This is a genomic window from Mycoplana sp. 10N416, assembly GCF_056394765.1.
The window spans coordinates 371,862-393,189 of record NZ_JBFTIM010000001.1 but is presented as its reverse complement, the minus strand read 5'-3'; the positions used below and the strand labels follow the sequence as shown (position 1 = coordinate 393,189).

24 protein-coding genes are annotated in these 21,328 nt (G+C 64.8%); 16 read left to right on the top strand and 8 right to left on the bottom strand.

Annotation, left to right across the window (positions count from 1 at the left end):
* Nucleotides 1–2: 2 nt before the first annotated feature.
* The 7 genes from AC1DDS_RS01840 (at nt 3) to AC1DDS_RS01810 (ending at nt 5,255) form a co-directional block, all read left to right on the top strand.
* Nucleotides 3–1,562: a Na+/H+ antiporter subunit D gene (locus AC1DDS_RS01840; RefSeq protein WP_477477333.1), complete on the top strand. Its 1,560-nt coding sequence runs from the start codon at nt 3–5 to the stop codon at nt 1,560–1,562.
* Nucleotides 1,562–2,035 (top strand): Na+/H+ antiporter subunit E, encoded by a 474-nt coding sequence (locus AC1DDS_RS01835; protein ID WP_477477332.1) that lies wholly within the window; start codon nt 1,562–1,564, stop codon nt 2,033–2,035. Before AC1DDS_RS01840 ends, AC1DDS_RS01835 begins: the two co-directional genes overlap by 1 nt.
* The gene (locus AC1DDS_RS01830; RefSeq protein WP_477477331.1) at nt 2,035–2,418 is read left to right on the top strand and encodes a cation:proton antiporter; all 384 of its coding nucleotides are present in this window, start codon (nt 2,035–2,037) and stop codon (nt 2,416–2,418) included. The genes AC1DDS_RS01835 and AC1DDS_RS01830 overlap by 1 nt, the downstream gene beginning before the upstream one ends.
* Nucleotides 2,418–2,756: a monovalent cation/H(+) antiporter subunit G gene (mnhG, locus tag AC1DDS_RS01825; RefSeq protein WP_477477330.1), complete on the top strand. Its 339-nt coding sequence runs from the start codon at nt 2,418–2,420 to the stop codon at nt 2,754–2,756. The genes AC1DDS_RS01830 and mnhG overlap by 1 nt, the downstream gene beginning before the upstream one ends.
* A gap of 427 nt (nt 2,757–3,183) precedes the next feature.
* On the top strand, nt 3,184–3,621 hold the full coding sequence (locus AC1DDS_RS01820; RefSeq protein WP_310414408.1) for a Ros/MucR family transcriptional regulator: 438 nt from the start codon (nt 3,184–3,186) through the stop codon (nt 3,619–3,621).
* Nucleotides 3,622–3,964: 343 nt separating this feature from the next.
* Nucleotides 3,965–4,441: a helix-turn-helix domain-containing protein gene (locus AC1DDS_RS01815; protein WP_477477329.1), complete on the top strand. Its 477-nt coding sequence runs from the start codon at nt 3,965–3,967 to the stop codon at nt 4,439–4,441.
* Nucleotides 4,434–5,255: a DUF6456 domain-containing protein gene (locus tag AC1DDS_RS01810; RefSeq protein WP_477477328.1), complete on the top strand. Its 822-nt coding sequence runs from the start codon at nt 4,434–4,436 to the stop codon at nt 5,253–5,255. Before AC1DDS_RS01815 ends, AC1DDS_RS01810 begins: the two co-directional genes overlap by 8 nt.
* A 112-nt stretch (nt 5,256–5,367) precedes the next feature.
* On the opposite strand, the gene AC1DDS_RS01805 is transcribed toward AC1DDS_RS01810, so the two are convergent.
* From AC1DDS_RS01805 to AC1DDS_RS01795, 3 genes are all read right to left on the bottom strand, one after another.
* Nucleotides 5,368–5,787 carry a SufE family protein gene (locus AC1DDS_RS01805; protein WP_477477327.1) on the bottom strand — a complete coding sequence of 140 codons (420 nt, stop codon included), beginning with the start codon at nt 5,785–5,787 and terminating at the stop codon, nt 5,368–5,370.
* Between the two features lie 163 nt (nt 5,788–5,950).
* Complete coding sequence (locus tag AC1DDS_RS01800) at nt 5,951–6,376, bottom strand: DUF5330 domain-containing protein (RefSeq protein ID WP_477477326.1); 426 nt, start codon at nt 6,374–6,376, stop codon at nt 5,951–5,953.
* Nucleotides 6,377–6,575: 199 nt separating this feature from the next.
* On the bottom strand, nt 6,576–6,929 hold the full coding sequence (locus AC1DDS_RS01795; RefSeq protein ID WP_477477325.1) for a hypothetical protein: 354 nt from the start codon (nt 6,927–6,929) through the stop codon (nt 6,576–6,578).
* Between AC1DDS_RS01795 and AC1DDS_RS01790 the strand changes: the two genes are divergently transcribed.
* The 4 genes from AC1DDS_RS01790 to AC1DDS_RS01775 all read left to right on the top strand — a co-directional run bounded on the left by AC1DDS_RS01790 (nt 6,928) and on the right by AC1DDS_RS01775 (nt 11,314).
* Nucleotides 6,928–8,448, top strand: coding sequence for a sensor histidine kinase (locus AC1DDS_RS01790; protein ID WP_477477324.1), 1,521 nt, complete (start codon nt 6,928–6,930; stop codon nt 8,446–8,448). The two genes, AC1DDS_RS01795 and AC1DDS_RS01790, sit on opposite strands and share 2 nt — an antisense overlap.
* Entirely contained in the window at nt 8,420–9,295 is an 876-nt protein-coding gene (locus AC1DDS_RS01785) for a peptidoglycan-binding domain-containing protein (RefSeq protein WP_477477323.1), read from the top strand. Before AC1DDS_RS01790 ends, AC1DDS_RS01785 begins: the two co-directional genes overlap by 29 nt.
* Before the next feature lie 162 nt (nt 9,296–9,457).
* The gene (locus AC1DDS_RS01780; RefSeq protein ID WP_477477743.1) at nt 9,458–10,888 is read left to right on the top strand and encodes a methyl-accepting chemotaxis protein; all 1,431 of its coding nucleotides are present in this window, start codon (nt 9,458–9,460) and stop codon (nt 10,886–10,888) included.
* A 57-nt stretch (nt 10,889–10,945) separates the two neighbouring features.
* Nucleotides 10,946–11,314: a DUF1491 family protein gene (locus AC1DDS_RS01775; RefSeq protein WP_477477322.1), complete on the top strand. Its 369-nt coding sequence runs from the start codon at nt 10,946–10,948 to the stop codon at nt 11,312–11,314.
* Nucleotides 11,315–11,553: 239 nt separating this feature from the next.
* On the opposite strand, the gene AC1DDS_RS01770 is transcribed toward AC1DDS_RS01775, so the two are convergent.
* The gene (locus tag AC1DDS_RS01770) at nt 11,554–12,468 is read right to left on the bottom strand and encodes a DUF2336 domain-containing protein (RefSeq protein WP_477477321.1); all 915 of its coding nucleotides are present in this window, start codon (nt 12,466–12,468) and stop codon (nt 11,554–11,556) included.
* 564 nt (nt 12,469–13,032) lie between these two features.
* Between AC1DDS_RS01770 and AC1DDS_RS01765 the strand changes: the two genes are divergently transcribed.
* The gene (locus AC1DDS_RS01765; protein WP_310414386.1) at nt 13,033–13,221 is read left to right on the top strand and encodes a hypothetical protein; all 189 of its coding nucleotides are present in this window, start codon (nt 13,033–13,035) and stop codon (nt 13,219–13,221) included.
* 181 nt (nt 13,222–13,402) lie between these two features.
* Here AC1DDS_RS01765 and AC1DDS_RS01760 read toward each other — a convergent pair whose 3' ends face one another.
* The 3 genes from AC1DDS_RS01760 to AC1DDS_RS01750 form a co-directional block, all read right to left on the bottom strand.
* The gene (locus AC1DDS_RS01760; RefSeq protein WP_477477320.1) at nt 13,403–13,960 is read right to left on the bottom strand and encodes a DUF1254 domain-containing protein; all 558 of its coding nucleotides are present in this window, start codon (nt 13,958–13,960) and stop codon (nt 13,403–13,405) included.
* On the bottom strand, nt 13,953–14,540 hold the full coding sequence (locus tag AC1DDS_RS01755; protein WP_477477319.1) for a DUF1214 domain-containing protein: 588 nt from the start codon (nt 14,538–14,540) through the stop codon (nt 13,953–13,955). Before AC1DDS_RS01755 ends, AC1DDS_RS01760 begins: the two co-directional genes overlap by 8 nt.
* 163 nt (nt 14,541–14,703) lie before the next feature.
* Complete coding sequence (locus AC1DDS_RS01750; protein ID WP_477477318.1) at nt 14,704–16,866, bottom strand: transglycosylase domain-containing protein; 2,163 nt, start codon at nt 16,864–16,866, stop codon at nt 14,704–14,706.
* Between the two features lie 228 nt (nt 16,867–17,094).
* Here AC1DDS_RS01750 and AC1DDS_RS01745 point away from each other — a divergent pair, with 228 nt between their 5' ends.
* The 4 genes from AC1DDS_RS01745 to AC1DDS_RS01730 all read left to right on the top strand — a co-directional run bounded on the left by AC1DDS_RS01745 (nt 17,095) and on the right by AC1DDS_RS01730 (nt 20,168).
* Complete coding sequence (locus tag AC1DDS_RS01745; protein ID WP_477477317.1) at nt 17,095–17,613, top strand: YcgN family cysteine cluster protein; 519 nt, start codon at nt 17,095–17,097, stop codon at nt 17,611–17,613.
* A gap of 142 nt (nt 17,614–17,755) precedes the next feature.
* Entirely contained in the window at nt 17,756–18,415 is a 660-nt protein-coding gene (locus tag AC1DDS_RS01740; RefSeq protein WP_477477316.1) for a hypothetical protein, read from the top strand.
* A gap of 162 nt (nt 18,416–18,577) precedes the next feature.
* Nucleotides 18,578–19,540, top strand: coding sequence for a glycosyltransferase family 32 protein (locus AC1DDS_RS01735; protein WP_477477315.1), 963 nt, complete (start codon nt 18,578–18,580; stop codon nt 19,538–19,540).
* A 136-nt stretch (nt 19,541–19,676) separates the two neighbouring features.
* Entirely contained in the window at nt 19,677–20,168 is a 492-nt protein-coding gene (locus tag AC1DDS_RS01730; RefSeq protein ID WP_477477314.1) for a hypothetical protein, read from the top strand.
* 54 nt (nt 20,169–20,222) lie between these two features.
* Here the strand turns inward: AC1DDS_RS01730 and AC1DDS_RS01725 are convergent, their stop codons facing one another.
* Complete coding sequence (locus tag AC1DDS_RS01725; RefSeq protein ID WP_477477313.1) at nt 20,223–21,194, bottom strand: polysaccharide lyase family 20 protein; 972 nt, start codon at nt 21,192–21,194, stop codon at nt 20,223–20,225.
* Nucleotides 21,195–21,328: the final 134 nt, after the last annotated feature.

Sequence of the window (21,328 nt, the reverse complement as noted above, 5' to 3'; positions counted from 1 at the left end):
CGATGGCCGCCCCCTCAGGTTCTGCGCTCGATCTTTCCCAGGCGCTCGTCATGTCGCCCGCGGCGCCGCGCGACTGGCTCGTCGTGCTTCCCGTCGTCTGGTGCCTGGCAAGCGGCGCCGTCCTGCTCATGCTGCGCAAGAACGTGCGTATACAGCCCTTGCTTGCCATCCCGGCACTCCTCGTTCTCCTCGTGCTGGACGCGCTGCTGCTCTGGCAGGTGGCGGCGGGCGGGCCTATTACGATGGTCATGGGGCGCTGGCTGCCGCCGTTCGGCATCGCGTTCACGGTGGATTTGCTGGGTGCGCTTTTTGCCTTCTTCTCGGCCCTTGTCGCCCTTGCCGGCGGCGTCTATGCGATGGGCAGCATCGATGCCTCCGGCCGCCGCTATGGCTTCTACCCGTTCCTGATGCTGCTGATGGCTGGCGTCTCGGGCGCGTTTCTGACCGGTGACATCTTCAATCTCTATGTCTGGTTCGAGGTGCTTCTGATCTCCTCCTTCGGCCTGCTCGTGCTCGGCTCCGAGCCCCGGCAGATCGATGGCGCTGTGAAGTACGCTTTCCTCAACCTCGTCGCCACGACCCTGTTTCTCATCGCCGTCGGCTATCTCTACGGCCTGTTCGGCACGCTCAACATGGCCGATATCGCGACCAAGGCGGCCGCGCGGCGTGGCGATCTGCCGTTGATGACGCTCGCCAGCCTCTTCGTGCTCGCCTTCGGCATGAAGGCCGCGGCCTTCCCGGTCAATTTCTGGCTGCCCGCCTCCTACCACACGCCGCGCATCGTCGTGTCCGCACTGTTTGCGGGATTGCTGACCAAGGTGGGCGTCTATGCGCTGATCCGCGTCATGGTGATGCTGTTCCCGGTGGAGAGGGAGGAACTGAGCTTCGTGGTCGCCGTCGCAGCCGCCGCCACGATGATCCTCGGCGCACTGGGCGCCATCGGTCAGAGCGACATCCGTCGCCTGCTCGGTTACCTGGTGATCTCGGGGATCGGCGTGATGCTCGCAGGAGTCGCCGTCGGCGGTCCCGGCGGGGTCGGCGGCGCGCTCTTCTATGCGCTGCATTCCATGGTGGTGATGACGGCGCTCTACATGACGGCGGGCATCGCCGGCCGCATCGCCGGCGGCTTCGACCTGCATGCGAGCGGTGGCATTTACGCCCGCGCCGCCTACTTCTCAGCCGTGTCGCTCGTGCTGTTTTTCTCCGTTTCCGGCATGCCGCCATTCTCAGGTTTCTGGCCGAAGGTGATGGTGGCGAAGGCCGCGCTCGACATCGGCGCGTGGTGGCTGGCGGGGGCGGTGCTCCTGACCGGCTTCCTCACGATGATCGCCGTCGCTCGCGTCTGGTCGCTTGCCTACTGGCGTCCGGCGGTCGCGCCCTCGGTCGGCGCGGATCCGGCACCGCGAAACGACGGGCTCGTGCCGCTATCCATGCTCGCGCTGGTGTCGGTGCTGGTCGGGCTCTTCCCGGATCTGCTCCTGTCGCACATCCAGTCGGCCGCAGCGCTGCTGGCGGAGCCGTCGGCCTACGTCAACTCCGTCTTCCCGCAAGGAGCGCGCTGATGAAGCTGTTTCTGATCGCGGTTGTCTTTGCCATGGTCTGGGCGGCGGTGACCGGCAGTCTGTCGCCGCCGAACCTCGTCCTCGGCTTCCTGCTCGGCCTTCTCGTGCTTTGGATCGTCCGGCGTGATTTCGTCGGCGGCCGGACCATCTTCCGGCCGCTGAAGCTCCTCTCTCTCGCCGTGCTTTTCATCAAGGAACTGGCGCTGTCGGCCTGGCGCGTCGCCGTGCTCGTCGCCAGTCCGAAAATGGACCTGAAGCCCGGCATCTTCGCCTTCCCGCTGACGGTGGATCGCAACATCGAGATCACGCTGCTGGCGAACCTCATCACGCTGACGCCGGGCACGCTGTCGGTGGATGTGTCCGAGGACCGGCGCGTCCTCTACGTCCACGCGCTCGACTGCTCCGATCCTGTCGCCGTCAAACGCGACATTGCCAACGGCTTCGAGCGAAAGATCCTGGAGGCGCTCCGCTGATGGCCGCGCAATCGATCGTCCTTGCCGCCGCAAACATCGCGCTGTTTCTGATGTGCATCGCCTTCTTTCTCACGGCTTATCGGGTGATCCGTGGGCCGACGCTGCCGGACCGGATCGTCGCGCTCGACATGCTCGTCGCGATTGCGATCGGATTCCTTGCCGTCGTGGCGATCAAGACCGGTTTCAACCTCTATGTCGATATCGCCATCGCGCTCGGTCTCGTCGGTTTCCTCGCCACCGTCGCCCTGGCGCGTTTCGTGCTGACGCAGGGCATGCCCGTCGACGAAGCGGACCCGATGGCGGGACGGGCCGAGGGCCCGTCAAGGAGGGCCCAGGCAGGATCGAAAACGCCAAAGCGGAAAAAGAGGGGAAGGGGGCGGTGATGCAGGTTCTTTTGGCGCTCGTCGTGTCCGCCATGCTGGTCTCCGGCGGCATCTTCACCTTCCTGGCGGCCGTCGGCGTCGTGCGGCTGCCGGACGTCTATACCCGCATGCATGCGGCCTCCAAGGCCGGCACGATCGGTTCCGGTCTCATGCTGATCGCCGCCGGCCTGCAGGCGGGCGATTTTGCGACCCTTGCCCGGGCGTTCACCGGCTTCGTCTTCTTCATCCTCACGGCGCCCGTCGCGGCACATCTCGTTGCCAAGGCTGCTCACCAGGCCGGATACCGCCTGTCGCGCCGGGCGGTCTGCGACGAAATGCGCGTTCATGCCAAGAAGTGAGGCGCGGCTCCGTCCGTAACGAAACCGGCCGATACACCCTTTTTTGTCCGCATCTCCCCCAAATGGGGGATGTACAAGACACACATTCTGATCTCCAAAATATTATTGGACTTTCATGAAAACGATGTTATTCCACTTCAAGTAAAGCTTGTATGTTGATTTTGCTTGCGCGATGAACTCCAGTCTAAGTTGCGGCCTTTCTAAAGTGCTCCTTTTCTAACGTGGATCTGGCCAAGATTTGGAGAGGTAAGGGGCGCTCCGGTGTCGGAAGTAATATTAGCGCAGTGTGAATCTGTTGCCGCAGGGGCATCCATTCACGGATGCGGGCAGGTTTACCCAGAAAACACAAGGTACGCTTTGCGCATTACGCAGTTTGATTCCGCTGTTGCCCAGGCGTGACAGCCGGATCGTCCGACAGGAGAAGAAAATGACTGAGACTTCCGACGGTAACGGCTCAAATCTGCTCGTTGAACTGACAGCAGATATCGTTGCCGCCTATGTCAGCAACCACGTCGTGCCGGTTTCCGAGCTGTCGACCCTGATTGCCGACGTGCACGCCGCCCTCAACAACACGTCACGTCCCGCCGCGGTTGTCGAGGAGCCGGTGCAGGCCGAAAAGCCGAAGCCGCCGGTGCCGATCCGCAAGTCGGTCCAGAACGACTATATCATTTGCCTGGAAGACGGGCAGAAGTTCAAGTCGCTGAAGCGGCACCTGATGACCCACTACGGCATGACACCGGAGCAGTACCGCGAGAAGTGGGACCTGCCGCCGGACTATCCGATGGTTGCGCCGTCCTATGCCGAAGCGCGTTCGCGGCTTGCAAAGGAAATGGGCCTCGGCCAGCGCCGCAAGGCGAAGCGCTAAAGCATGTCTCCCGAAGGCGGGAACCGGTTTCGGGACAGAGGCGAAAGAACAAGGACTTGAAGCGCCACAAGCGAATCTGAAAGATCGCGAGGCGCTTCAGGTCAGCGACCGCACCGAAGCTGTTCGTCCACAGCGAGCAATGCGGAAAAAGCGGATCGATCACGCCGGGTCGCGTTGGTGGCCCGGCTTTTTTGTATTCTGAAAAAGGAAAATATGCCTATTGCGGGATGGGTTCTGGTAATTATCCTGTGATTTCAACTTGAATAAGCATTGACACGCTCCGTTCATCCACGCTTCCTGTGTAGGGTGATATGAATAAATTCCTATCAACGGAGTGAGTGCAATGCCCAACACCCTGCCTTTGCCCGACATCCCTGCCATTTCCGCCGGTTCTCAAGCGGCGCGCGGCGATGGAAAGCATCGCCTGCGGCTCAGGCGTGCCCGGTTGCTGGCCGTTGCCTTCGGTGGAGCGGGGGTGTTCGAGCGCTGCGAACCTCCCGTGCGTTCGGTTTGCCGCGTCGTGCGCCAGCTTGTCGCCGAACTCCTGTCACTGTCGCACGAAAGGATCTTGCGTCGGCGCCACAGTCGCCGTGCCGCGGCCCATATCCGCCAGATCGCCATGTATGTCTGCCACGTCGCGCTGCAGATATCGCTCGCCGACATCGGTGCGGCGTTCGGGCGCGACCGGACGACCGTCGGCCACGCGTGCAATGTGGTTGAGGACCGCCGCGACGACCGCGCGTTCGATGACTTCGTCGCCACCGTCGAGCGGATAACCCTGTCGGTCTTCGGCACGATGGGGGCGTTCGACCATGAGTGAACGCAAGGGCGAACCCGTATCAGCCACCGGACGTCCGCTCGCGGCCCTTCTGCGCTTCCTCGTCGACGCCGGCGGCGGCGTGACGATGTCGGACTCCGATCCGGTTCGGTTGCAAAAGCCCTGTGGCAAGGAGGGGACCGTGACGCGCGCCGTGCTCGAACACGCGCTGCGGGCGGGGTTGGCGGTGCGGCAAGGCGCGATCTTGGCTGCCTCGCCTGAAACTCGCGGGTACATCAAGCGCTTGCTTTCCGGTGCCGATGGTTTTCAGGACCAGCACCGTGCGCTCGAACAGCGGTCGGTGCAGGTATCGGCCACCCGCCAGGCGGTCAGCGTCAATCTGCTCGAGTCGCCGCTCTCGGCGCTGTCGCGCCTGAAGGACAAGGCCGGAACCCCGTTTCTTTCCGGCGAGGCGATCGCGGCGGCCGAGCAGTTCGCCCGTGACTTCCATCGTGCCGGCCTCACGCCCCGAATGACGATGGCCTGGCAGCCGCGCCTGGCCGGCCGCACCGCCGGCGAGATGGGACAGGCACGCGACATCTCGGACACGGCGCTCGCCGCCCGCCAGCGCTTGCAGCGGGCGATCGATGCGATGGGCCCGGAACTTTGCGGCGTGGCGCTTGACGTCTGCTGCTTCCTGAAGGGGCTGGAAACGGTGGAGCGTGAGCGGCAGTGGCCGGTGCGTTCGGCCAAGCTGATGCTGCGCACCGCGCTGATGGCGTTGTCACGCCACTATGCGCCGCAGCCGTCTTTGCCGAGGCCCCTTCGCTGGGGCGCGGACGGTTACCGGCCGGATCTCGCGTCCCGCCCCGGTTGAGGAGCATGACTCAACAGGCGTGCCGGCTCGCCGCGTCCATCTTCCAAACGCGGGAACCCAGCTTCGGGACAAGGGTCTGGGAGAAAAGGAGCGCGCGACGCGCTTTGCGCCGTTACGCGGCGACGCGGATGGATGCTTCGTCGCGAATGCGCCGCACCATCGAGCGCAACCCGTTGGCGCGCTGGGAGGAGAGGTGTTCGACCAGACCGATCTTGTTGAACACGTCGAGCGCATCGGTGCTGGAGATTTCGGAGGCGCGCTTGCCGGAATAGACGGCGAGCACGATCGCCACCAAGCCCCGCACGATATGCGCGTCCGAATCGCCTTCGAACCTCAGCACCGGATCGCCGCCGCCATCAGAATGCGTCACCAGCCAGACCTGGCTGGCGCAGCCGTGCACCTTGTTCTGCGCGCTCTTTTTGTCTTCGCTCAGCTCCGGCAACGCCTTGCCGAGTTCGATGACATAGCGGTAGCGGTCCTCCCACTCGTCGAGAAAGGCGAAGTCATCGATGATCTGGGCAAGGTCTGTCATGGCGGATCCAATTCTACATCTGCCTGACATATAATGCACAAGGACGCCGATTTGAACCCGACGCCCGCCGCGTCGTTCTTCAAGAAAAAGAAGCGCCGCGAGGCAGGGACGCTCCTCGCGGCGGTTGCAGCAGCAACAAGGCGGGCAAATTTAAGAGGAGTCGTTACCTGGCCGGGTCGGGCCGGCGCGAGGGAACGGCGATCGTGCCGGTAATGACGGTGTCGGCCTCGGCTGCCTCCGCCTCGGCGGTGGCGAGCGCCGGCAGCGGCTGTGCCAAGGCGGCCCTGGCGTCGGCGGTGTCATCGGCGGGATCGGCAAATTGCGCGTCGAGCAGCTTGTAGGCGACGCGGGCGCCCTCGCGTGCCCGGTGTCCGAGCGCCACGAAGGTTTCCGCTCCCTTCTCGCAGACGTCGGGTTTCTGCAGGCACAGGGCGGAAAGATAGGTGATGGCTTCGCTGGCGGCGCTGACGGTGTCGCCGATTTCGACGGAGGGACCCTGTTGCAGCTTCGTCGCCGCGTCGTTGTCGAACAGCGGCAGCAGCACCAGCACCAACGAGAACCAGAACGCTCCCTTGATCAGAAACCACATTGCCTTGCCCATCCTCGTTCCGGCGCGGCTCTTGCCGACCGCTGCCTCGTCGCCGTCCCGGTCCTGTCTACCGGGTTCAAGCCATTGATGCGAGCATAGCGATGGCAGGAAAATGGCCCTTTGCCGGAATCGCTCGTGTTTTCCTCAAAATTGCATAAAATTTGAACGATCGGAGTTTGATCGGCATTTCTCTCAAATTTTAGGGGCTGGCGTTAAGCATGATGGCAGGGCAGGCCCGCCACACCGCCTTGAAGACCGGCGTTCCTGCTCGCGCGGGCACGCCCGAGAAGTTAACGCGAACGAAAAAATGCCGCATTTTGAAACGCTTACCCCCCATTAACCACACCAGACGAATGCCGGCTGTGTTGCTTTGAAACAGGCTTTTTCGGCCCTTTCGGCCTCTTTCCGGCGGCGTGTGTTTAATCTTTTCTAAGCCGCCGGTGCGATTCTGGGCGCAGATAAAAGAACGACTGACGGCAGGGTATTGCGTGCGTTTCCTGAGTGACATCGCTGACAGAATGGCAGCCACCGCGGCCGCTGTTACGGGTGACATGCGTACCTCCGGCGCAGACGGCAGCGCGCCGGTCGGCCTGCGTGCGATCTTCCTGACGGCACTGGTCGCCGTTCCGGTCCTGCCGCTGGCGCTCTCAACGGTCATGCCGCTTTCCTCCGCTCTGCCGGCAGGCGCAGCGCTTGCCGCCGCCGGCGGGCTGCTTGCGACGGCCACGTCGTCGGCCCTCGGCCGCCACGGCGCCGGCGCTCGTACGGTCGCGCCCGTCAATTCGCTGTCCGCCGCCCCGGAGACCGCGTGCTACGACCTCTTTGCCGGCCTCGTCACGCTGCACGATCCCCGCGGCTACGTCACGGCCGTGCATGGTCGCGATCGCAAAGCGATGCTGGCTGCGATGCGCGATCCGCTCGCGCGCGGGTTCATCGACCAGATCCATGTTTCCGACCGGCTCGGTTTCCTGCAGGCGATCGATCGCCTGCGCCAGGGCGAAGATCATGTCAGCGTCGACCTTCGACTTGAGCAACGCCGCAAGGCGATGGACGGCGAGCAGTTCCTCAACGTGCGCACCGATATGACGGCGATCCGCGACGCGGCTGGCCTGCTCGCCTCGATCGTTGCCCAGTCGCGTGATATTTCCGCCGAGGCCGAGCTGCGCAGCGACAGCGCGCGCAAGGCGGCCGAAGCGGAATCGGCCAACGACGCCAAGACGCGGTTCCTCGCGGCCGTCAGCCATGAGTTGCGCACGCCGCTCAACGCGATCCTCGGCTTCTCCGACATCCTGGCCGGCGAATATTTCGGCAAGCTGGAAAACGATCGCCAGCGCGAATACGTCGCGCTGATCCATCAATCGGGCGATCACCTGCTCTCCGTCGTCAACACGATGCTCGATGTCAGCAAGATCGAGGCCGGCCGCTACGAGCTGGTGCTGGAGCCTTTCCCCGTTGCCGATAGCGTGCGCACCTGCGAGCAGATGCTGGCACTGCAGGCGCGTCAGAAGGGCGTGCAACTCACCAGTCGCGTATCGCACGACATCGGCGAGGCGGTCGCCGACCAGCGCGCCCTGCAACAGATCCTCATCAATCTCGTCGGCAACGCGGTGAAGTTCACCGACAAGGGCGGCCTTGTCACCATCGATGCGACCCGTGCGGAGCGCGATCTCGTGCTTTGCGTCAGCGATACCGGCATCGGCATCCCCGTCGAGCAGCTCGACGTGATCGGCCAGCCGTTCGTGCAGGTCCAGAACCAGTACACGCGCAAGTACGAGGGGACGGGCCTTGGACTGTCTCTGGTCAAGGGTCTGGTGAGGTTGCATGGCGGCAGCGTTACCATCCGCAGCAAGGCAGGCGAGGGAACGCAGGTCATCGTGACGATCCCGGCGGATGGGGTGAGCGCGGCTGGCACCGCCGTGGGCTACGGTGCCCAAGACAATGCTGAGGAATTCCCACCCCGCCTGTATTCCCGTGAGCGGAACCATGCGATAGCGATGCGCATGACGGAGGGAGGCATCCCGGACGGCGACAAGGAAAGGGGCCATGACGGCACGCGCGCGAAAACAGCTTGAACGGGGCGGCCGCAGCCGCAGCGCGGGCAAGCGGAAGACCGCGGGCCCCGGCATAGTCCAGCGCGTCGTTCTGACGCTCGGCGCCTTCGCGGCCCGGCATCCGTCCGTGGTCGGCGGAGGCGCAGCCTTTGCCGTGGTCTTTTCCTTCGTCGCCGCCAACGCGCTCTGGTATCAGCCGAGTGGCCATCCATCGCCGATCATGAAGACGCGATCGGCGCAAAATTCGCTCGGTTTCTCGGCGTTGCGCAAACCGCCGACGGACGTCACCACCTTCCTGATCGAGCGGGAGGGCGAGCAGGCCGCCGATGCGGCAGCGGATGCGCAACCTTCGAAGCTTGTTTTGGAGATCCAGACGGAACTGGCGCGGCAGGGGTTCCATGCGGCCGATCCGGACGGGCGCATGGACGAAGGGACGATGGCGGCGATCCGGCGCTTCCAGCAGGAGCGCGGGCTTGCGGTGACAGGCGCGCCGAACGAGGAGCTGCTTTCGGCACTTCATGGCGACCTGCCGGCGCAGGTGGCCGTCCTGCCGGCACAGCGACCGCTGCCGGACGGCAGCGCCTCCGACATGGGAGCCGAGATCGATCCTGTCGCCGCTGCTATCCGTGCCGCCGAGGCCGAACCGGCAATGGCACCGACCTCGAGGCCGGCGGAATCGAGCGCGCTGGTGATGAAGATCCAGAAGGGATTGAGCAACATCGCCTATGCCGACATCGCCGTCGACGGCGTCGCCGGTTCAAAAACCCGCGAGGCCATCCGCGCCTTCGAAAAGCACTACAGGCTGCCGACCACCGGCGAGCCGAACGAACTCGTGCTCAGCAAGCTGAAGGAAATCGGCGCTCTCTGAGGCGAACAGGCGCCGCCTGTCGCGGTTTCTTGTAACCCAAACTGTCCCACCCGCGTATTCGACCAAAGTTGCAACTTGTCGCCTCCGCGGGGAAAGGATGCGTTAACCATGTTGCCGCACTCTTTTCCCGAATTACGGGAGGAAGGTGTGAGATCTGCAATCATGGCGGCAGAAGCTGCCGAAGATTCGCTCCCAGTGGGCGAGGAAAGCGCACAGATGTTGCGCGGTGTAATCGCGACGCTCGCGGGCGAGGCGTCCCGGCTGGGTGTCCATCTCGTCGACATTGCGGGAGCGATCCAGGATACGGCCAATCAGTCCGCCGCGCACGCGGCCCATTTTGCCCGACTGACCCGTGCGGCCGAAACCGTGGCCGCCGCCAATGGCGAAGTTGCGCGTTCCCTCAGTGAAACCGACAAGTTGGCCGCCAATGCCCGAACCCTGCTCGGCGAGCAGGCGTCGCAACTCGATGGATCCATCCAGGCCATCGACCAGATGGTGACCGCCTCGAACGAGATTGGAACCGAAATATCCGCCGTCTCGGGTGCGCTGTCCGATGTCGGCATGCTTGCCGACGCGATCGGCACGATCGCGCGCCAGACCAATCTTCTGGCTCTGAACGCGGCCATCGAGGCGGCCAGGGCAGGCGATGCCGGAAAGGGTTTTGCCGTCGTTGCTGCCGAGGTTCGGGCGCTGTCCCTGCAGACCTCGCAGACGACCGCATCGATCCAGTCGACCCTTCGGGAACTTGCTCACCGTATCGACCGCCTCGTCGCTGCCGGCGAGGGCGCACGTCTGTCGGCGGAAGGGGTGCGAACCACGGCGGCCGTCGTCAAAGGGTCTTTTGCCGAGGTCGGCGGCGTCATGGCGCAGATCCTCGACGGGGCCTCGGCCCTTGCCGTGACCACGGGGAACGTCGACCAGCAATGCGCGGATCTGGCGCAGACGCTGTCGACCGTTTCCTCCGAAATCCTCAAGTCCGATGACACGTTGCAGGCGACCTCGGGGCGGGTCAACGACGTCGTCGCGATCTCCGAGCGCATCATTCAGGCGACCGCCAGCGCCGGCATCGAAACGCCGGACAGTCCCTTTATCCGCAAGGTAATGGCAGTGGCCGCCGATATGTCCGAGCGCTTCGAGGCGGCAGTTCGTTCCGGGGCGATTGGCATGGACGCGCTTTTCGACCGGCGTTACCGGCCAATTCCGGGAACGGATCCGGTCCAGTACTTGACGAGCTATACCGAATTTGCGGAACGCGTCCTGCCCGAGCTTCAGGAGCCGGTCCTGGAGATGGATGACCGTATCGCCTTCTGCGCCGCCGTCGACGAGGGGGGCTATCTCCCGGCACACAATAACAAATTCTCCGCACCGCAGCGGCAGGGAGATGTCGCCTGGAATACCGCTAACTGCCGCAACCGGCGGATATTCGACGACCGGGTCGGCCTGGGCGCCGGCCGCAGCACGGAGCCATTTCTCGTGCAGACCTACCGTCGTGACATGGGTGGCGGCCAGTTCGTGCTGATGAAGGACGTATCCGCGCCCATCATGGTCAATGGCAGGCATTGGGGCGGATTGCGTCTGGCAATCCGCGTCTGAGCGCGAGACTGCTGGGCGGAAGGTTGCGTCGCGGGCAGCCTGCCGGTATGGAGCCTGATGCGCCTGAAATCCGAGATCTTCGCCGCCGCCCTGGTCCGCAACGCCTTCGCGCGCGGTGATTTCGCCGCAATCGAGCGCAAGGGGGCTGCGGAAGGCGGTGCTGTCTTCGTCCGCCAGTCCTTCCGCGACGGCACGGAAACGCTCTACGCGCCCGCCCCACAGAGCTTTTTCGACGAGGACACCACCGGCAAGCGCCTGTTCGAGCTTCGGCTCAATCGCCAGCCGCGCGAAGCTGTTTCCGAGGCGCTCGATCGCGAAATCCGTTTCGATCCGGACCTGTGGATCGTGGCGTTGGAGGCCGAGGAGATCGGCAGCCTTGTCGAGCAGCAAGCGGCCGAACGGGACGATCCCCTGTTCCGGCGGTAACAGCGTCGGCGGCGTGGCCGTGGGACAACACGGTTCAGGAATTGCTGAACCGGAACCCCGCGATGTTGATCGTCCTTCCCGCTTTCGTCCTGCTTGTCGCCGGCATGTTCGTCGCCACCATGCTGGCCGCGGTTCGGGCCGACCTGCGCGAGCAGGCGACCGGCCACTGACACCGGCTGCTGCACCGCACGCAGAGCGCGATCACGACCTCCGGGAATGGACATCGCGCGCCGGTGGCTTCAGCCTGCGGCGCGCCGCGACGTACCTGTAGAAGGAGTGTCGGTTCCAGCCGCGTTGGCAGCCGCAAGAGGCTGGTCGCGATGGGTGTAGGCGTCCGCCCGGCGCCAGCTTTCGACCCGCGCGACGCAGGCGGCCCGTTCGAGCTCGGCAAGCAGCGTGTCTGCGCGACTTCCCACCCGCCCGGTCTGTGCAAGGTGCGGGTAGAGGCGGGTGAGGACAAAGGTGCAATCGATGTTCGGTGCGGCGAGGGCAACCAGCACCGTTGCAAGCTGCTGGCCGGAAATGTCGAGCAGGATGCGCCCGGTGAGCCACTGGCTGGAGCCGAGCGCATCGGCAAGGGTCACCGATAGCATTCCCGTTTCGCCGGAGCGCGCAAAACGGACGATCAAGGCGAGATGTATCTCGGCGATCGCGGCGAGCGGTGCAAGGCCCGTCTCTGCCGGCGTCTGCGCGCGCGCCAGCGCCTTGATCTCCTCGCGCAGTTCCTCTTCCCGCGCCTGGCGACGCGTCTCGGCCAGGGCCGCTTCGCGGTCAACCTCGTGTTCGACGGCGCCACGGCCGCGGTGAGCCTGATGCAGCCCCACCAGGTTTTCGATCAGCCGGGGCGAGAGACTGTCGCGGCGTTCGATCGCGCGAGCGTGCGCCGGAGAGGCGCCGGGCAGGATGGCAAGCAGGGTGGTCTCGCTGATGGCGCTCGATCGGGTGAGGAAGATGGCGGCGATCGCAATCGGCTGGCGAGCGATGAACAGTGCCGTCTCCTGCGGCACGACCGGGCATTGCGACAGCGCGGCGACCGCCTGCCGGCGGGCCTCGTCGCTGGAGGCGAGGTAGGTGGCCAGAAACAGCTCGTGGAATTGCTTGAGGTCGGAGCGCGTCGGCCGGGAGAGGCTTTCGAAGCCGGAGACCGTCGCCATCAGGACAATATCCTTCGGCCGTCCCGACTGCGGTCGTTCCAGTTCGCGAAATCTGTCCCCCACGACGTACCACTCTGACACGATTGCAGCGATTGACCGACGCTTTCCTGTCGATCCTACGGCTTTCGGATGCGGCAGGAGTGCGAGCAGTCAACGGTTCGCATGGAACCCCAGCCGCTTGAAACCCATGATTGCCAACAAGTAGACGAAAAGAATTAGCAAGATGTTAACCGTAATGGCACTACGATTCGATGGTGGGAAGGGGCATGGGCAAACGACAATCACATGCTATGCTTCCCGACATGCGCAGCTGCTTCGCGCGGATGCCAGCAGCGGCGCACCAAGGCAGGGTGCGATGTACCGGATGCCTTGGACGGCGGCGGCAGGCATTTTCTTTCCCGCTTCGGGAAACCATTCAGCGCCCTCGTCCGTTCAAGGTTGGCTGTGGTGGCACTGTTCAGCGTTCGAAAACCACCATCGGCAGCGGATACGGTAGCACCGACCCGGACAGGGTGAGTTATGTGCGGTCCTTCATCCGTCTCAATTCTTGTTAAGGAGGCGAGAATGTCAGACGTGGTACGATTACAGGAACGACTGTCGCGCACGCCCAGACGCGATAAGGTCTGGCACGAGGCGCCGGCAGCCGTGCTGCTGTTTACCGGTGTGCGTTACGAGCGGCTGACCCCGGCCATGATCGCTGCGAAGGCGCGCGCCAGGAAAGCGAGCGAAGCCGGCAACGACGCTCGTCGCTAGAATAATTCGCGCTTGCTGGGGTTCTCGGCGGCGTGACGATCGCGTGCATCCGGGCATCTGTCGAAATGCCCATTGGAAGCTGTTCGCTTCATCCTTCCTTGAAAACTGAAAAGATCTGCGCGGCGTCGTCGCCCTAGGCCATCACGTGCAACCGCGCGGTGTCAGCGGTTGGTTCGGCCACTCATTCCGTCTCGTCCTCGATCGCCTCGCAGCCGGCATTGCTGAGGAAGGAATAGGCAGCCTCGCCCATCGTGGCGGTGGGCACGAAGGTGCGCAGCACCGCATAGCCGTCCTCGCCCACCATCTCGACGAGGATCGATCGCGACAGGTCTGCCGGCAAAGTTTTGCGGATCGCGTTCAGCTGGATCGGCGTGGCGACAACGACGTCGAGCACGCCGCCCACCGACGTGCGATCGTTCATGCTGAACACCTCGTTTGCGGTGCTGTCAAAGAGGCCGATCGACCAGAACGGGACACCGGCCGGGGCGTACAGCCGCACAGGACGCTCGGCGACCGAGAGTGCGCAGACGGCGATCCGCATGCCCGGATCGTCGTTGACGAGCCCGCCGTCGGCGACCGGATCGTTGTCCAGCGGATAGAAATGCTGCGGCTCGCCCAGTTCGGTGATCCGCGTATAGGCGTCGTTGCCGGTGAAGCCGGGCACGGCCAGGATGATCAGGATGTGCAGCGCGGCGGCGCCCAAAATGCCAACGAGGACGGCGAAAACGACGCTACGCATTGGCGCATCCGGCCCGGGTGATTACCGGCATGGACAGGTCCACCACCCCGGAACTGCCAGCCGCCGGCGTGTCGAGCAGCGTCAGAACGAGTCGGAACGGCTGACCCGCCGGGACGGCCAGCCAGTTGCCCGGCTGGGCGCCGGCGGCCACCCGGATGGTGAAATTGCTGTCGGCGCCCCGCAGGACCGTCCAGGAATTCAACCCGCCCGGCATATTGCGATCGAGCGACAACGGCTTGCCGTCCGGTGTCGTGGCATGCAGCGTCCAGAAGCGGGCAGCGGGTGTCAGTCCGGCCACGTCGTAGCTGCATCGTCCCGTGAGCGTGAGTCCGCCGCTGTCGTGGGAGGCACGAAACACCAGCCCCTCTGCGCTGCCGAGGAGCAGCGCCCCGTCCCGTGCCCGGTGGGCTCTGGCATACGGGTCGGCGCTGCCCGTCTGTGCGTTCGGAAAGGCGTTCCAGGGGCCAAGCGCAATCGATCCGAAGCCGATCGTCGCCTTCAGCGCCCAGACCGCCGAGAGCGTGCCGAGACCGAAGGTGATCGCAAGGGCGAGGGCGACAAGCAGGGGAATACGGAACAAATGGGCCTACCGATTGGACATGCGACGGTCGTCTTGCGCCCAGCAAACCTGACATTGGGCGGGGACAGCCAGAACCTTGCATGATTCCGCGCCGAAATCGATTCCCATCTGAATTGCAGCGACGGCCCATCGACCGGAAGCGATCGGGGGCATGACCACCGGCTCACAGCGCCGCCACGTGGCCATCGGCGGAAACCGGCTTGGCGTCGAGAAGATCCCTGGCGATCGAGCGCAGCAGCCGCGTTGTCCCGACGGACAATGAACGCGGCCGGACAAGCGGCGGAAGTGCATCCTCGGCCGTGCCTGCCGTCGCTGCCGTCGCTGTTTTCGGTGCTGCGCCCGGCAACGGATTCTCGATGCCTGGGATCGGCCGCAGTTCGATGCCCTGATGGGCGTAGTCCATCAGCCGCTTGAACGTCATGGCCGGCAGCGAGCCGCCGGTCATGTTGTTGGTCGACGTGTAGTCGTCGTTGCCGAACCAGACAGCGGTCGTGTAGTTGCCGGTAAAGCCGACGAACCAGCCATCGCGATAGCCCTGCGTCGTGCCCGTCTTGCCGCCCGTGACGATGCCGCCGTCGAGCGCGGCCTTGCGGGCCGTGCCGTTCACCGGGATGTTGACGAGCATCCGGTTCATGTTGGCATTCGCCGTCTCGGAAAGCACCCGGTTAGCCGGCTGTTCGTCGCGACCGAAGTCGTAGAGGATGTCCCCCTTGTAGTTCAGGATCTGGGTGATGCCGTGCCGGCGCGATTGCACCCCGCCGGCCGGAAAGACTGCATAGGCGGTGGCCTGGTCGAGCACCGTCAACTCCGAGGTGCCGAGCGGCATGGTCTTGTCGGTCCGCAGCGGCGTCTCCACGCCCATCGCCTTGGCGGTCTGGGCGATCAGCTCGGTGCCGAGGAAGTCCTTGGCGAGCCGCACCGGCACGGTGTTGATCGATTTCGCGATCGCCGTCATCAGCGTCACCCGGCCGGCATAGCTGCGGCCGTAGTTCTGCGGCGACCAGCCGCGCCAGGTGATCGGCGCATCGATGATCGTGTCTTCCGGCGTCTTGCCCTTCTCCATCGCGGCCGCATAGGTATAGACCTTGAAGGACGAGCCCGGCTGGCGGAGCGCCTTGGTGGCGCGGTTGAACTGGCTCTCGCCGTAGTCGCGCCCACCCACCATGGCGCGCACGGCGCCGCCGTTCTCGACCATCACCAGCGCCCCCTGCTTGACGCGGAAGCTCTCGCCGTACTGGCGCAGCCCCGTCTCCACCGCCTCTTCGGCCGCGGCCTGCAGGCCCATGTCGATGGTGGTGCGCACGATCAGCGAGTGCTGGGCGAAGGGGCGGGCGATCCGCTGCACCTCGTCGAAGGCCCAGTCGAGGAAGAAGTCCGGCGCCGTCTTCTCCTGTCGGTCGATGACGCTCGCCGGGTTGCGGCGGGCGGCGATCACCTGACCCTCCGACATCAGCCCGCCCTGGACGAGGTTGGTCAGCACCTCGTTGGCGCGGGCGCGGGCGGCCGGCAGGTTGACGTGGGGGGCGTAGCGCGCCGGGGCCTTGAACAGGCCGGCCAGCATCGCGGCTTCGGCGAGGTCCACGTCGGTGATGTCCTTGCCGAAATAGAACTGCGAGGCGGCAGCCACGCCAAACGTGCCGCCGCCCATGTAGGCGCGGTCGAGGTAGAGGCGCAGGATCTCCTTCTTGGAGAGATTCGCCTCCAGCCACAGCGACAGGAAGGCTTCCTTGATCTTGCGCTCGATCGTCCGCTCATTGGTGAGGAACAGGTTCTTGGCGAGCTGCTGGGTCAGCGTCGAGCCGCCCTGCACGACGCCGCCGGCGCGCGCATTTTCTGTCATGGCGCGGGCCAGGCCGAGGAAGTCGATGCCGAAATGGTCAAAGAACCGCCGATCCTCGGTCGCCAGCACCGCCTTGATCAAATGATCGGGCAATTCGTCGATCGGCACGGAATCCTCGTGGATGATGCCGCGATGGCCGATCTCGTTGCCGTAGCGGTCGAGGAAGGTGACGGCGAAATCGCCCTTGTTGCGCCAGTCGCCCTTGGTCTCCTCGAAGGCCGGAAGCGCCAGCGCGAGAAGCAGGATGAAGCCGGCCGTGCCGAGATTCATGCCTTCGCCGGCAAGCTCGAACAGCACCCGTTTCCAGCCCTTCACGATGAAGCGGCGGAAAAAGATGGTGATCTCTTCCCACCACTCGGCGAGGCGGAAGCCGGCGTTCCAGATGGTCGAATCGATCCAGGAATCGATCCGCAGCAGAATATGCCGTTTACGGCGGCGCGGCTTTTCCCCCGGCGTTTCGTCTGGCGACGGATCCTGGTCCTGCAAGGCTTCATCCCTCATGCGCGCGGCGCAACCCACCGGCTCCTGCCTACGATATCAGGCAAACGTCACGGATAAAACAACATGGTTTCCGTTTCGTTTCCCGATCGTCCCGAGCGCGTTCTGGCTGAAGCGACGTCGCCGCGTGCAATCCTTCCTTGCCGCAAAGCGGGTTTGCGGCCCGAACCGATGCTTTTGCTTGACCTTTCAGGCGGTTGGGTCCACTGGACAGGCATGGGTGCGACGAACGAGATGAAGAAGGTTCCGCTGGCCGACGAAAGCGCCGGCAACGAGCGGCCATTCTGGCAGACCAAGTCGCTGGCTGAAATGACAGACAGCGAATGGGAGAGCCTTTGCGACGGATGCGGGCTTTGCTGTCTCAACAAGCTCGAGGACTGGGATACAGGCGAAGTCGTCTGGACGTCGATCCGCTGTCAGTTGCTCGACGAACATAGCTGTCGCTGCAAGGATTACGACAACCGACAGGCGACGGTGCCGGATTGTATTCGCCTGACGGTGAAATCGGTCGGCGAGATCAGCTGGCTGCCGCCCACCTGCGCCTACCGCCTGGTCCGCGATGGCGAGGATCTCTACTGGTGGCATTACCTTATCTCCGGCGATCCCGAAACTGTCCACCAGGCCGGCATCTCCGCTCGCGGCCGCACGGTCAGCGAAGTGGGGATCGATGTCGAGGACTACGAGGACTATCTCGTCACTTGGCCGCTTGAGGTGGGCAAGGCCGGCAACCGGTAACAATGCGACCGCTCCGCGCCAGGTTGTAATCACGCAAACGTCATTGTGGTTGAACGCTTCGCCGCAGTTGGGCCATAGACTGGACAAGAGCGGCGCCTAGTTTTGTTTTCGCAAGGGACATTTCCCGAGGAGAAACAAAACGATGACCAGCAATATCCCGAACCGCACCAGACGACGGCGCAATGCCTTGGCTCTAGCTGCCGCGCTGCCGCTTATGGTTGCGCCGGCGCTGCCGGCGCATGCGCAGGATGCCGGCCAGCCGGCGCGCGCAGAAACACAATCGCAGGGGGATCGCGACCGCATGGAGCGCGGCTACCGGCATGAAGCGCATGGCCGTGATCGCGACCGTGGCCCCCGGCGCGGGCACGGCGCCAACTTCGCCGAGCGGCTGGCGACGCGGCTGGCCGCGGCGGAAACGGCGGCCGGCATCAAGACGGCGCAGCTGGACGCCTGGCGGACCTTCACCGCGGCTCTCGTCGATTTCGCCGCGCCCCAGCGCCCGTCCATGGCGTCACGCGACCAGGCCGGGGACGAGGGCGCAATGGAGGGCGAGACCATGGCGCCGACTGACGAGCAGCAGGCAGCGCAGACGCCCCCTGCCGAAGGCACGGCATCCGGTCGCGCCGGGCCTTCCGGCCTCGACTTCCTTGACCGGATGATTGCCCGGGCCGAAACCCGCGCGGAAAAGGCGGAAAAGCTGAAGGCGGCCAAGTCCGCGCTGGAGGCAGTCCTGGAACCGGGACAAAAGGAAGTGCTCGAACGCTTCCTGTTGCCACCGCGCCGTTCTGGCGGGCGTGACTGATCGGGACGCAACGCCATTGCCCGGTTCACGGAGGTTGACCCGTGGGCTGGGCCTTCCGGCGCGCTACCTTTCAGCCGACCGACCGCACGGTCGCCCGTTGACGTGGCGCCGTCTTCCGCGTTAGCCCAAGAAACGACGAATGGGTTGCCGGCGGGATTGCGGATGGCGAGCAGGGAAGACTTAAAGGCACGGCTGAAGCAGGCAGAGGCTCTTCGGGAGGAGGGACGGTTTGAGGATGCCCTTCAGGTCCTCGATGCTGTCGCGACCGACCCCGACAACCATCTCCTGGGTCCCCTGACGGTGCTCGGTCTGCCGCGCAAGCTGCATTCGGCCTATCTGAAGATCGCCAAGCGGCAGGGCGAGCCGATCCGTCGCGTCGGCTACCAGTACACGCTGGTCCCGCCGCCGGAGCTTCTGGCGCGCTACGGGCAGTTTTCCTCCGCCGAGCGTGCTGCGCTGGCCGAAGCGGGCCGGGAGCCGGTGCCGCGCATCATTCATCAGGTCTGGATCGGCACGGCGGACGTGCCGGTGTCCACACAGGCCTGGGCCGACCATGCTGCCCGTCACGGCTACGAGTATCGGCTGTGGCGCGAGGCGGATCTGCAGGCGGCGGGCTTCGACCGGCATCCGATCCTTGCGGCCATGCGGGACGCCGGCGATCTGCCGGGGGCGGTCGACGTCGCCCGTTACCTCATTCTCGAACGCTTCGGCGGCATTTACCTCGACTGCGACTGGTATCCGGCGCGGCGCGACGTCGCCTTGCACGACGTCATGCCGCTGGTCGGACTGACGGCGCTGGCGGAAAAAACGCCGCGCGATACGGGGACGGGCAGCCTGCTCCTGACCAACTCCCTCATTGCGGCGCCGGCGGCGCATCCCGTCTTCCGGCGCATCCTCGACGCGCTCCCCGATGCGGCGGCCGCCTTGCCCGACGCACCCGCCTGGTGGTCGACCGGGCCGCTGCTGTTCACCGTGGTCTGCCGCGGTGGCGCGGTGACCGTCACCGACGCTGCGCTGGTTGCGGGCGAGGTTGCCCGCCGTGCGCCGATCGAGGAGGTGACTGCCCTGTGCGAGCGCGCCGAGCGGGAGGATGGCGGGCTGCTGGTCGCCTGGAAGCCGTGGTAGGCTGAAACACTGCGCCCGGTTCGCGTTACGGCGGCCCCCGGTTGCTCCGCGGCGTTGCTGCAGACTGGAGCGGCGGTTCACGCAAGTGCAGAGGTTCGACGTGCAGTTTCCAGCCTGCGATAGAGGAAGGACACACATGAGATTTTTGCCCACTATAGCAGCCGGACTGTTGCTGTCCGTCATCCCGGCGTATGCCGAACCGCCTTCCGACATTTCCGATCTGGTGGGGGCGCGCGCCGCGGGTGCAGAATCGGAGATGCAGGCGCGCGGCTACGAAGACGTGGGCGGCAACAACACCTGGTGGAACGCCGCGACCAAAACCTGCGCCAAGGTCCATGTTTCAAACGGCCGCTACAGTCGGATCGACACCCTGAAGGCTGGTCAATGCGGGAAGCAGGGTGGCGGATCGACGTCCGCCGGGGTGGCTGCTGGCGAGGTTCCGCAGGCGGCGCTCGACGCCTGCATGCGGGGTGCCGATGAATTTCAGAACGCGACGCCGGGAACCTCGGTGGCGAATGGTGCCGAGCGCTCCGGCCCGAACTGGGTCTTGACCATGGGAACGGGCGCCTACATCTCGAAATGCACGGTCACCGGGTCGGGCAAGATCGTCAGCATGGATCCTGTCTGAGACCCGCGCGGAAGGCCCTGCCGCAGCTGGCAGCCATTCTGCTGCGACGTCTCGTCAACGCACCAAAGCGCAGGCCTTCTCGTCGCGCAACACGTCGATGCAGTCCGGCGACCGGCGGAAATCGTCGTAATAGAGCGTCCACTCGCCTTGGCCGGCGGCGCGGTAGGGGCCGAACTTGAAGTACTGGTTCTCGCCGAGCCCGCGGTCGTTGTGGCCGATGTAGCCCTTGGCCGTCATGATCCATAGTCCGTTGGCGAAGATCTCGATATGGCCGGTGCCGTCCGGACCAGGCCGCGTATAGATGGCGAAGTCGATCCAGCCGGAGGCGGGGGCCGGCAGCGGATTTCCGCGCCCGGTCACGACCAGCTTGTCGGTGCAGCTGGGAAAGACCTTGGCGTCCTCTGCCGTCCAGTTGGCGTCATGGGCGACGAGCGAGCGCATCTGGTTGGTCTCGGGCCGCAGCCACACCGGCGTGCTTCCGGTCGGGCATGCCGCCACGCCGTCCTTCATCTCGGCGGTCGTGCCATCCTGGTAATTACTCTCGATCGTGGCGAAGAGTTTTCCGTTGTCGAGCCGCAGGGCGAGGAAGGGGCTGAAGTCGCCCTCCGCGTCCGTCCCGATCTCGCGCTTCCACTGGGCGATCAGGTAGCGGTGGTCGTCCTGCGGGATCGGATCGACAAACAGGACGGAAAAGCCGAACCATACACCCTCGTCGTAGGGCACGCGCAGTGCCGTCTTCTCCCAGATTTCCGCCCGCTCGCTGCAACCTTCGCTTTCGGACTCACAAAGGGGGCGGACACTGAGCTTCAAGGCACCGGCGCCCTCGCGCTTCACCTCTCGCTGGAACGTTGCTGTTCCCGCCTGCTGCTCGGCGTTGTCACGGTAGTAGAGCCCGCCGGTCTCGACGAAATCCGCAGCGTTGAAACCATCATAGAGCTTCCGCTGCGCTGAATCCTCGGCGGAGGCGGGCATTGGAGCAGCCATGAGGACGAGAGCGGCAAGCGCAGTGCGAGCGAATGGCAACATTGCGGGCATCCGAAAGGCTCCTCTTGATAACGCCGCGAGACTAGCGCGGAATTGTTCTTTTCGTACATCAATTTTGACGGAGGATCCGTGGCGATTTTCAATGCGTTACGCGACGCATGAACGACGGGTCCATT

Excerpts from the sequence above, each read along its gene's own strand:
- AC1DDS_RS01815 (WP_477477329.1), top strand. The coding sequence starts at position 3,965 with ATGCCCAACACCCTGCCTTTGCCCGACATCCCTGCCATTTCCGCCGGT.
- AC1DDS_RS01790 (WP_477477324.1), top strand. The coding sequence starts at position 6,928 with ATGCGTACCTCCGGCGCAGACGGCAGCGCGCCGGTCGGCCTGCGTGCG.
- AC1DDS_RS01785 (WP_477477323.1), top strand. The coding sequence starts at position 8,420 with ATGACGGCACGCGCGCGAAAACAGCTTGAACGGGGCGGCCGCAGCCGC.
- AC1DDS_RS01770 (WP_477477321.1), bottom strand. The coding sequence starts at position 12,468 with ATGGCGACGGTCTCCGGCTTCGAAAGCCTCTCCCGGCCGACGCGCTCC.
- AC1DDS_RS01800 (WP_477477326.1), bottom strand. The coding sequence starts at position 6,376 with ATGTGGTTTCTGATCAAGGGAGCGTTCTGGTTCTCGTTGGTGCTGGTG.
- AC1DDS_RS01745 (WP_477477317.1), top strand. The coding sequence starts at position 17,095 with ATGGGTGCGACGAACGAGATGAAGAAGGTTCCGCTGGCCGACGAAAGC.
- AC1DDS_RS01840 (WP_477477333.1), top strand. The coding sequence starts at position 3 with ATGGCCGCCCCCTCAGGTTCTGCGCTCGATCTTTCCCAGGCGCTCGTC.
- AC1DDS_RS01810 (WP_477477328.1), top strand. The coding sequence starts at position 4,434 with ATGAGTGAACGCAAGGGCGAACCCGTATCAGCCACCGGACGTCCGCTC.
- AC1DDS_RS01780 (WP_477477743.1), top strand. The coding sequence starts at position 9,458 with ATGGCGGCAGAAGCTGCCGAAGATTCGCTCCCAGTGGGCGAGGAAAGC.
- AC1DDS_RS01760 (WP_477477320.1), bottom strand. The coding sequence starts at position 13,960 with ATGCGTAGCGTCGTTTTCGCCGTCCTCGTTGGCATTTTGGGCGCCGCC.
- AC1DDS_RS01775 (WP_477477322.1), top strand. The coding sequence starts at position 10,946 with ATGCGCCTGAAATCCGAGATCTTCGCCGCCGCCCTGGTCCGCAACGCC.
- AC1DDS_RS01740 (WP_477477316.1), top strand. The coding sequence starts at position 17,756 with ATGACCAGCAATATCCCGAACCGCACCAGACGACGGCGCAATGCCTTG.
- AC1DDS_RS01805 (WP_477477327.1), bottom strand. The coding sequence starts at position 5,787 with ATGACAGACCTTGCCCAGATCATCGATGACTTCGCCTTTCTCGACGAG.
- AC1DDS_RS01735 (WP_477477315.1), top strand. The coding sequence starts at position 18,578 with ATGGCGAGCAGGGAAGACTTAAAGGCACGGCTGAAGCAGGCAGAGGCT.
- AC1DDS_RS01835 (WP_477477332.1), top strand. The coding sequence starts at position 1,562 with ATGAAGCTGTTTCTGATCGCGGTTGTCTTTGCCATGGTCTGGGCGGCG.
- AC1DDS_RS01730 (WP_477477314.1), top strand. The coding sequence starts at position 19,677 with ATGAGATTTTTGCCCACTATAGCAGCCGGACTGTTGCTGTCCGTCATC.
- AC1DDS_RS01820 (WP_310414408.1), top strand. The coding sequence starts at position 3,184 with ATGACTGAGACTTCCGACGGTAACGGCTCAAATCTGCTCGTTGAACTG.
- AC1DDS_RS01795 (WP_477477325.1), bottom strand. The coding sequence starts at position 6,929 with ATGTCACCCGTAACAGCGGCCGCGGTGGCTGCCATTCTGTCAGCGATG.
- mnhG (WP_477477330.1), top strand. The coding sequence starts at position 2,418 with ATGCAGGTTCTTTTGGCGCTCGTCGTGTCCGCCATGCTGGTCTCCGGC.
- AC1DDS_RS01765 (WP_310414386.1), top strand. The coding sequence starts at position 13,033 with ATGTCAGACGTGGTACGATTACAGGAACGACTGTCGCGCACGCCCAGA.
- AC1DDS_RS01830 (WP_477477331.1), top strand. The coding sequence starts at position 2,035 with ATGGCCGCGCAATCGATCGTCCTTGCCGCCGCAAACATCGCGCTGTTT.
- AC1DDS_RS01725 (WP_477477313.1), bottom strand. The coding sequence starts at position 21,194 with ATGTTGCCATTCGCTCGCACTGCGCTTGCCGCTCTCGTCCTCATGGCT.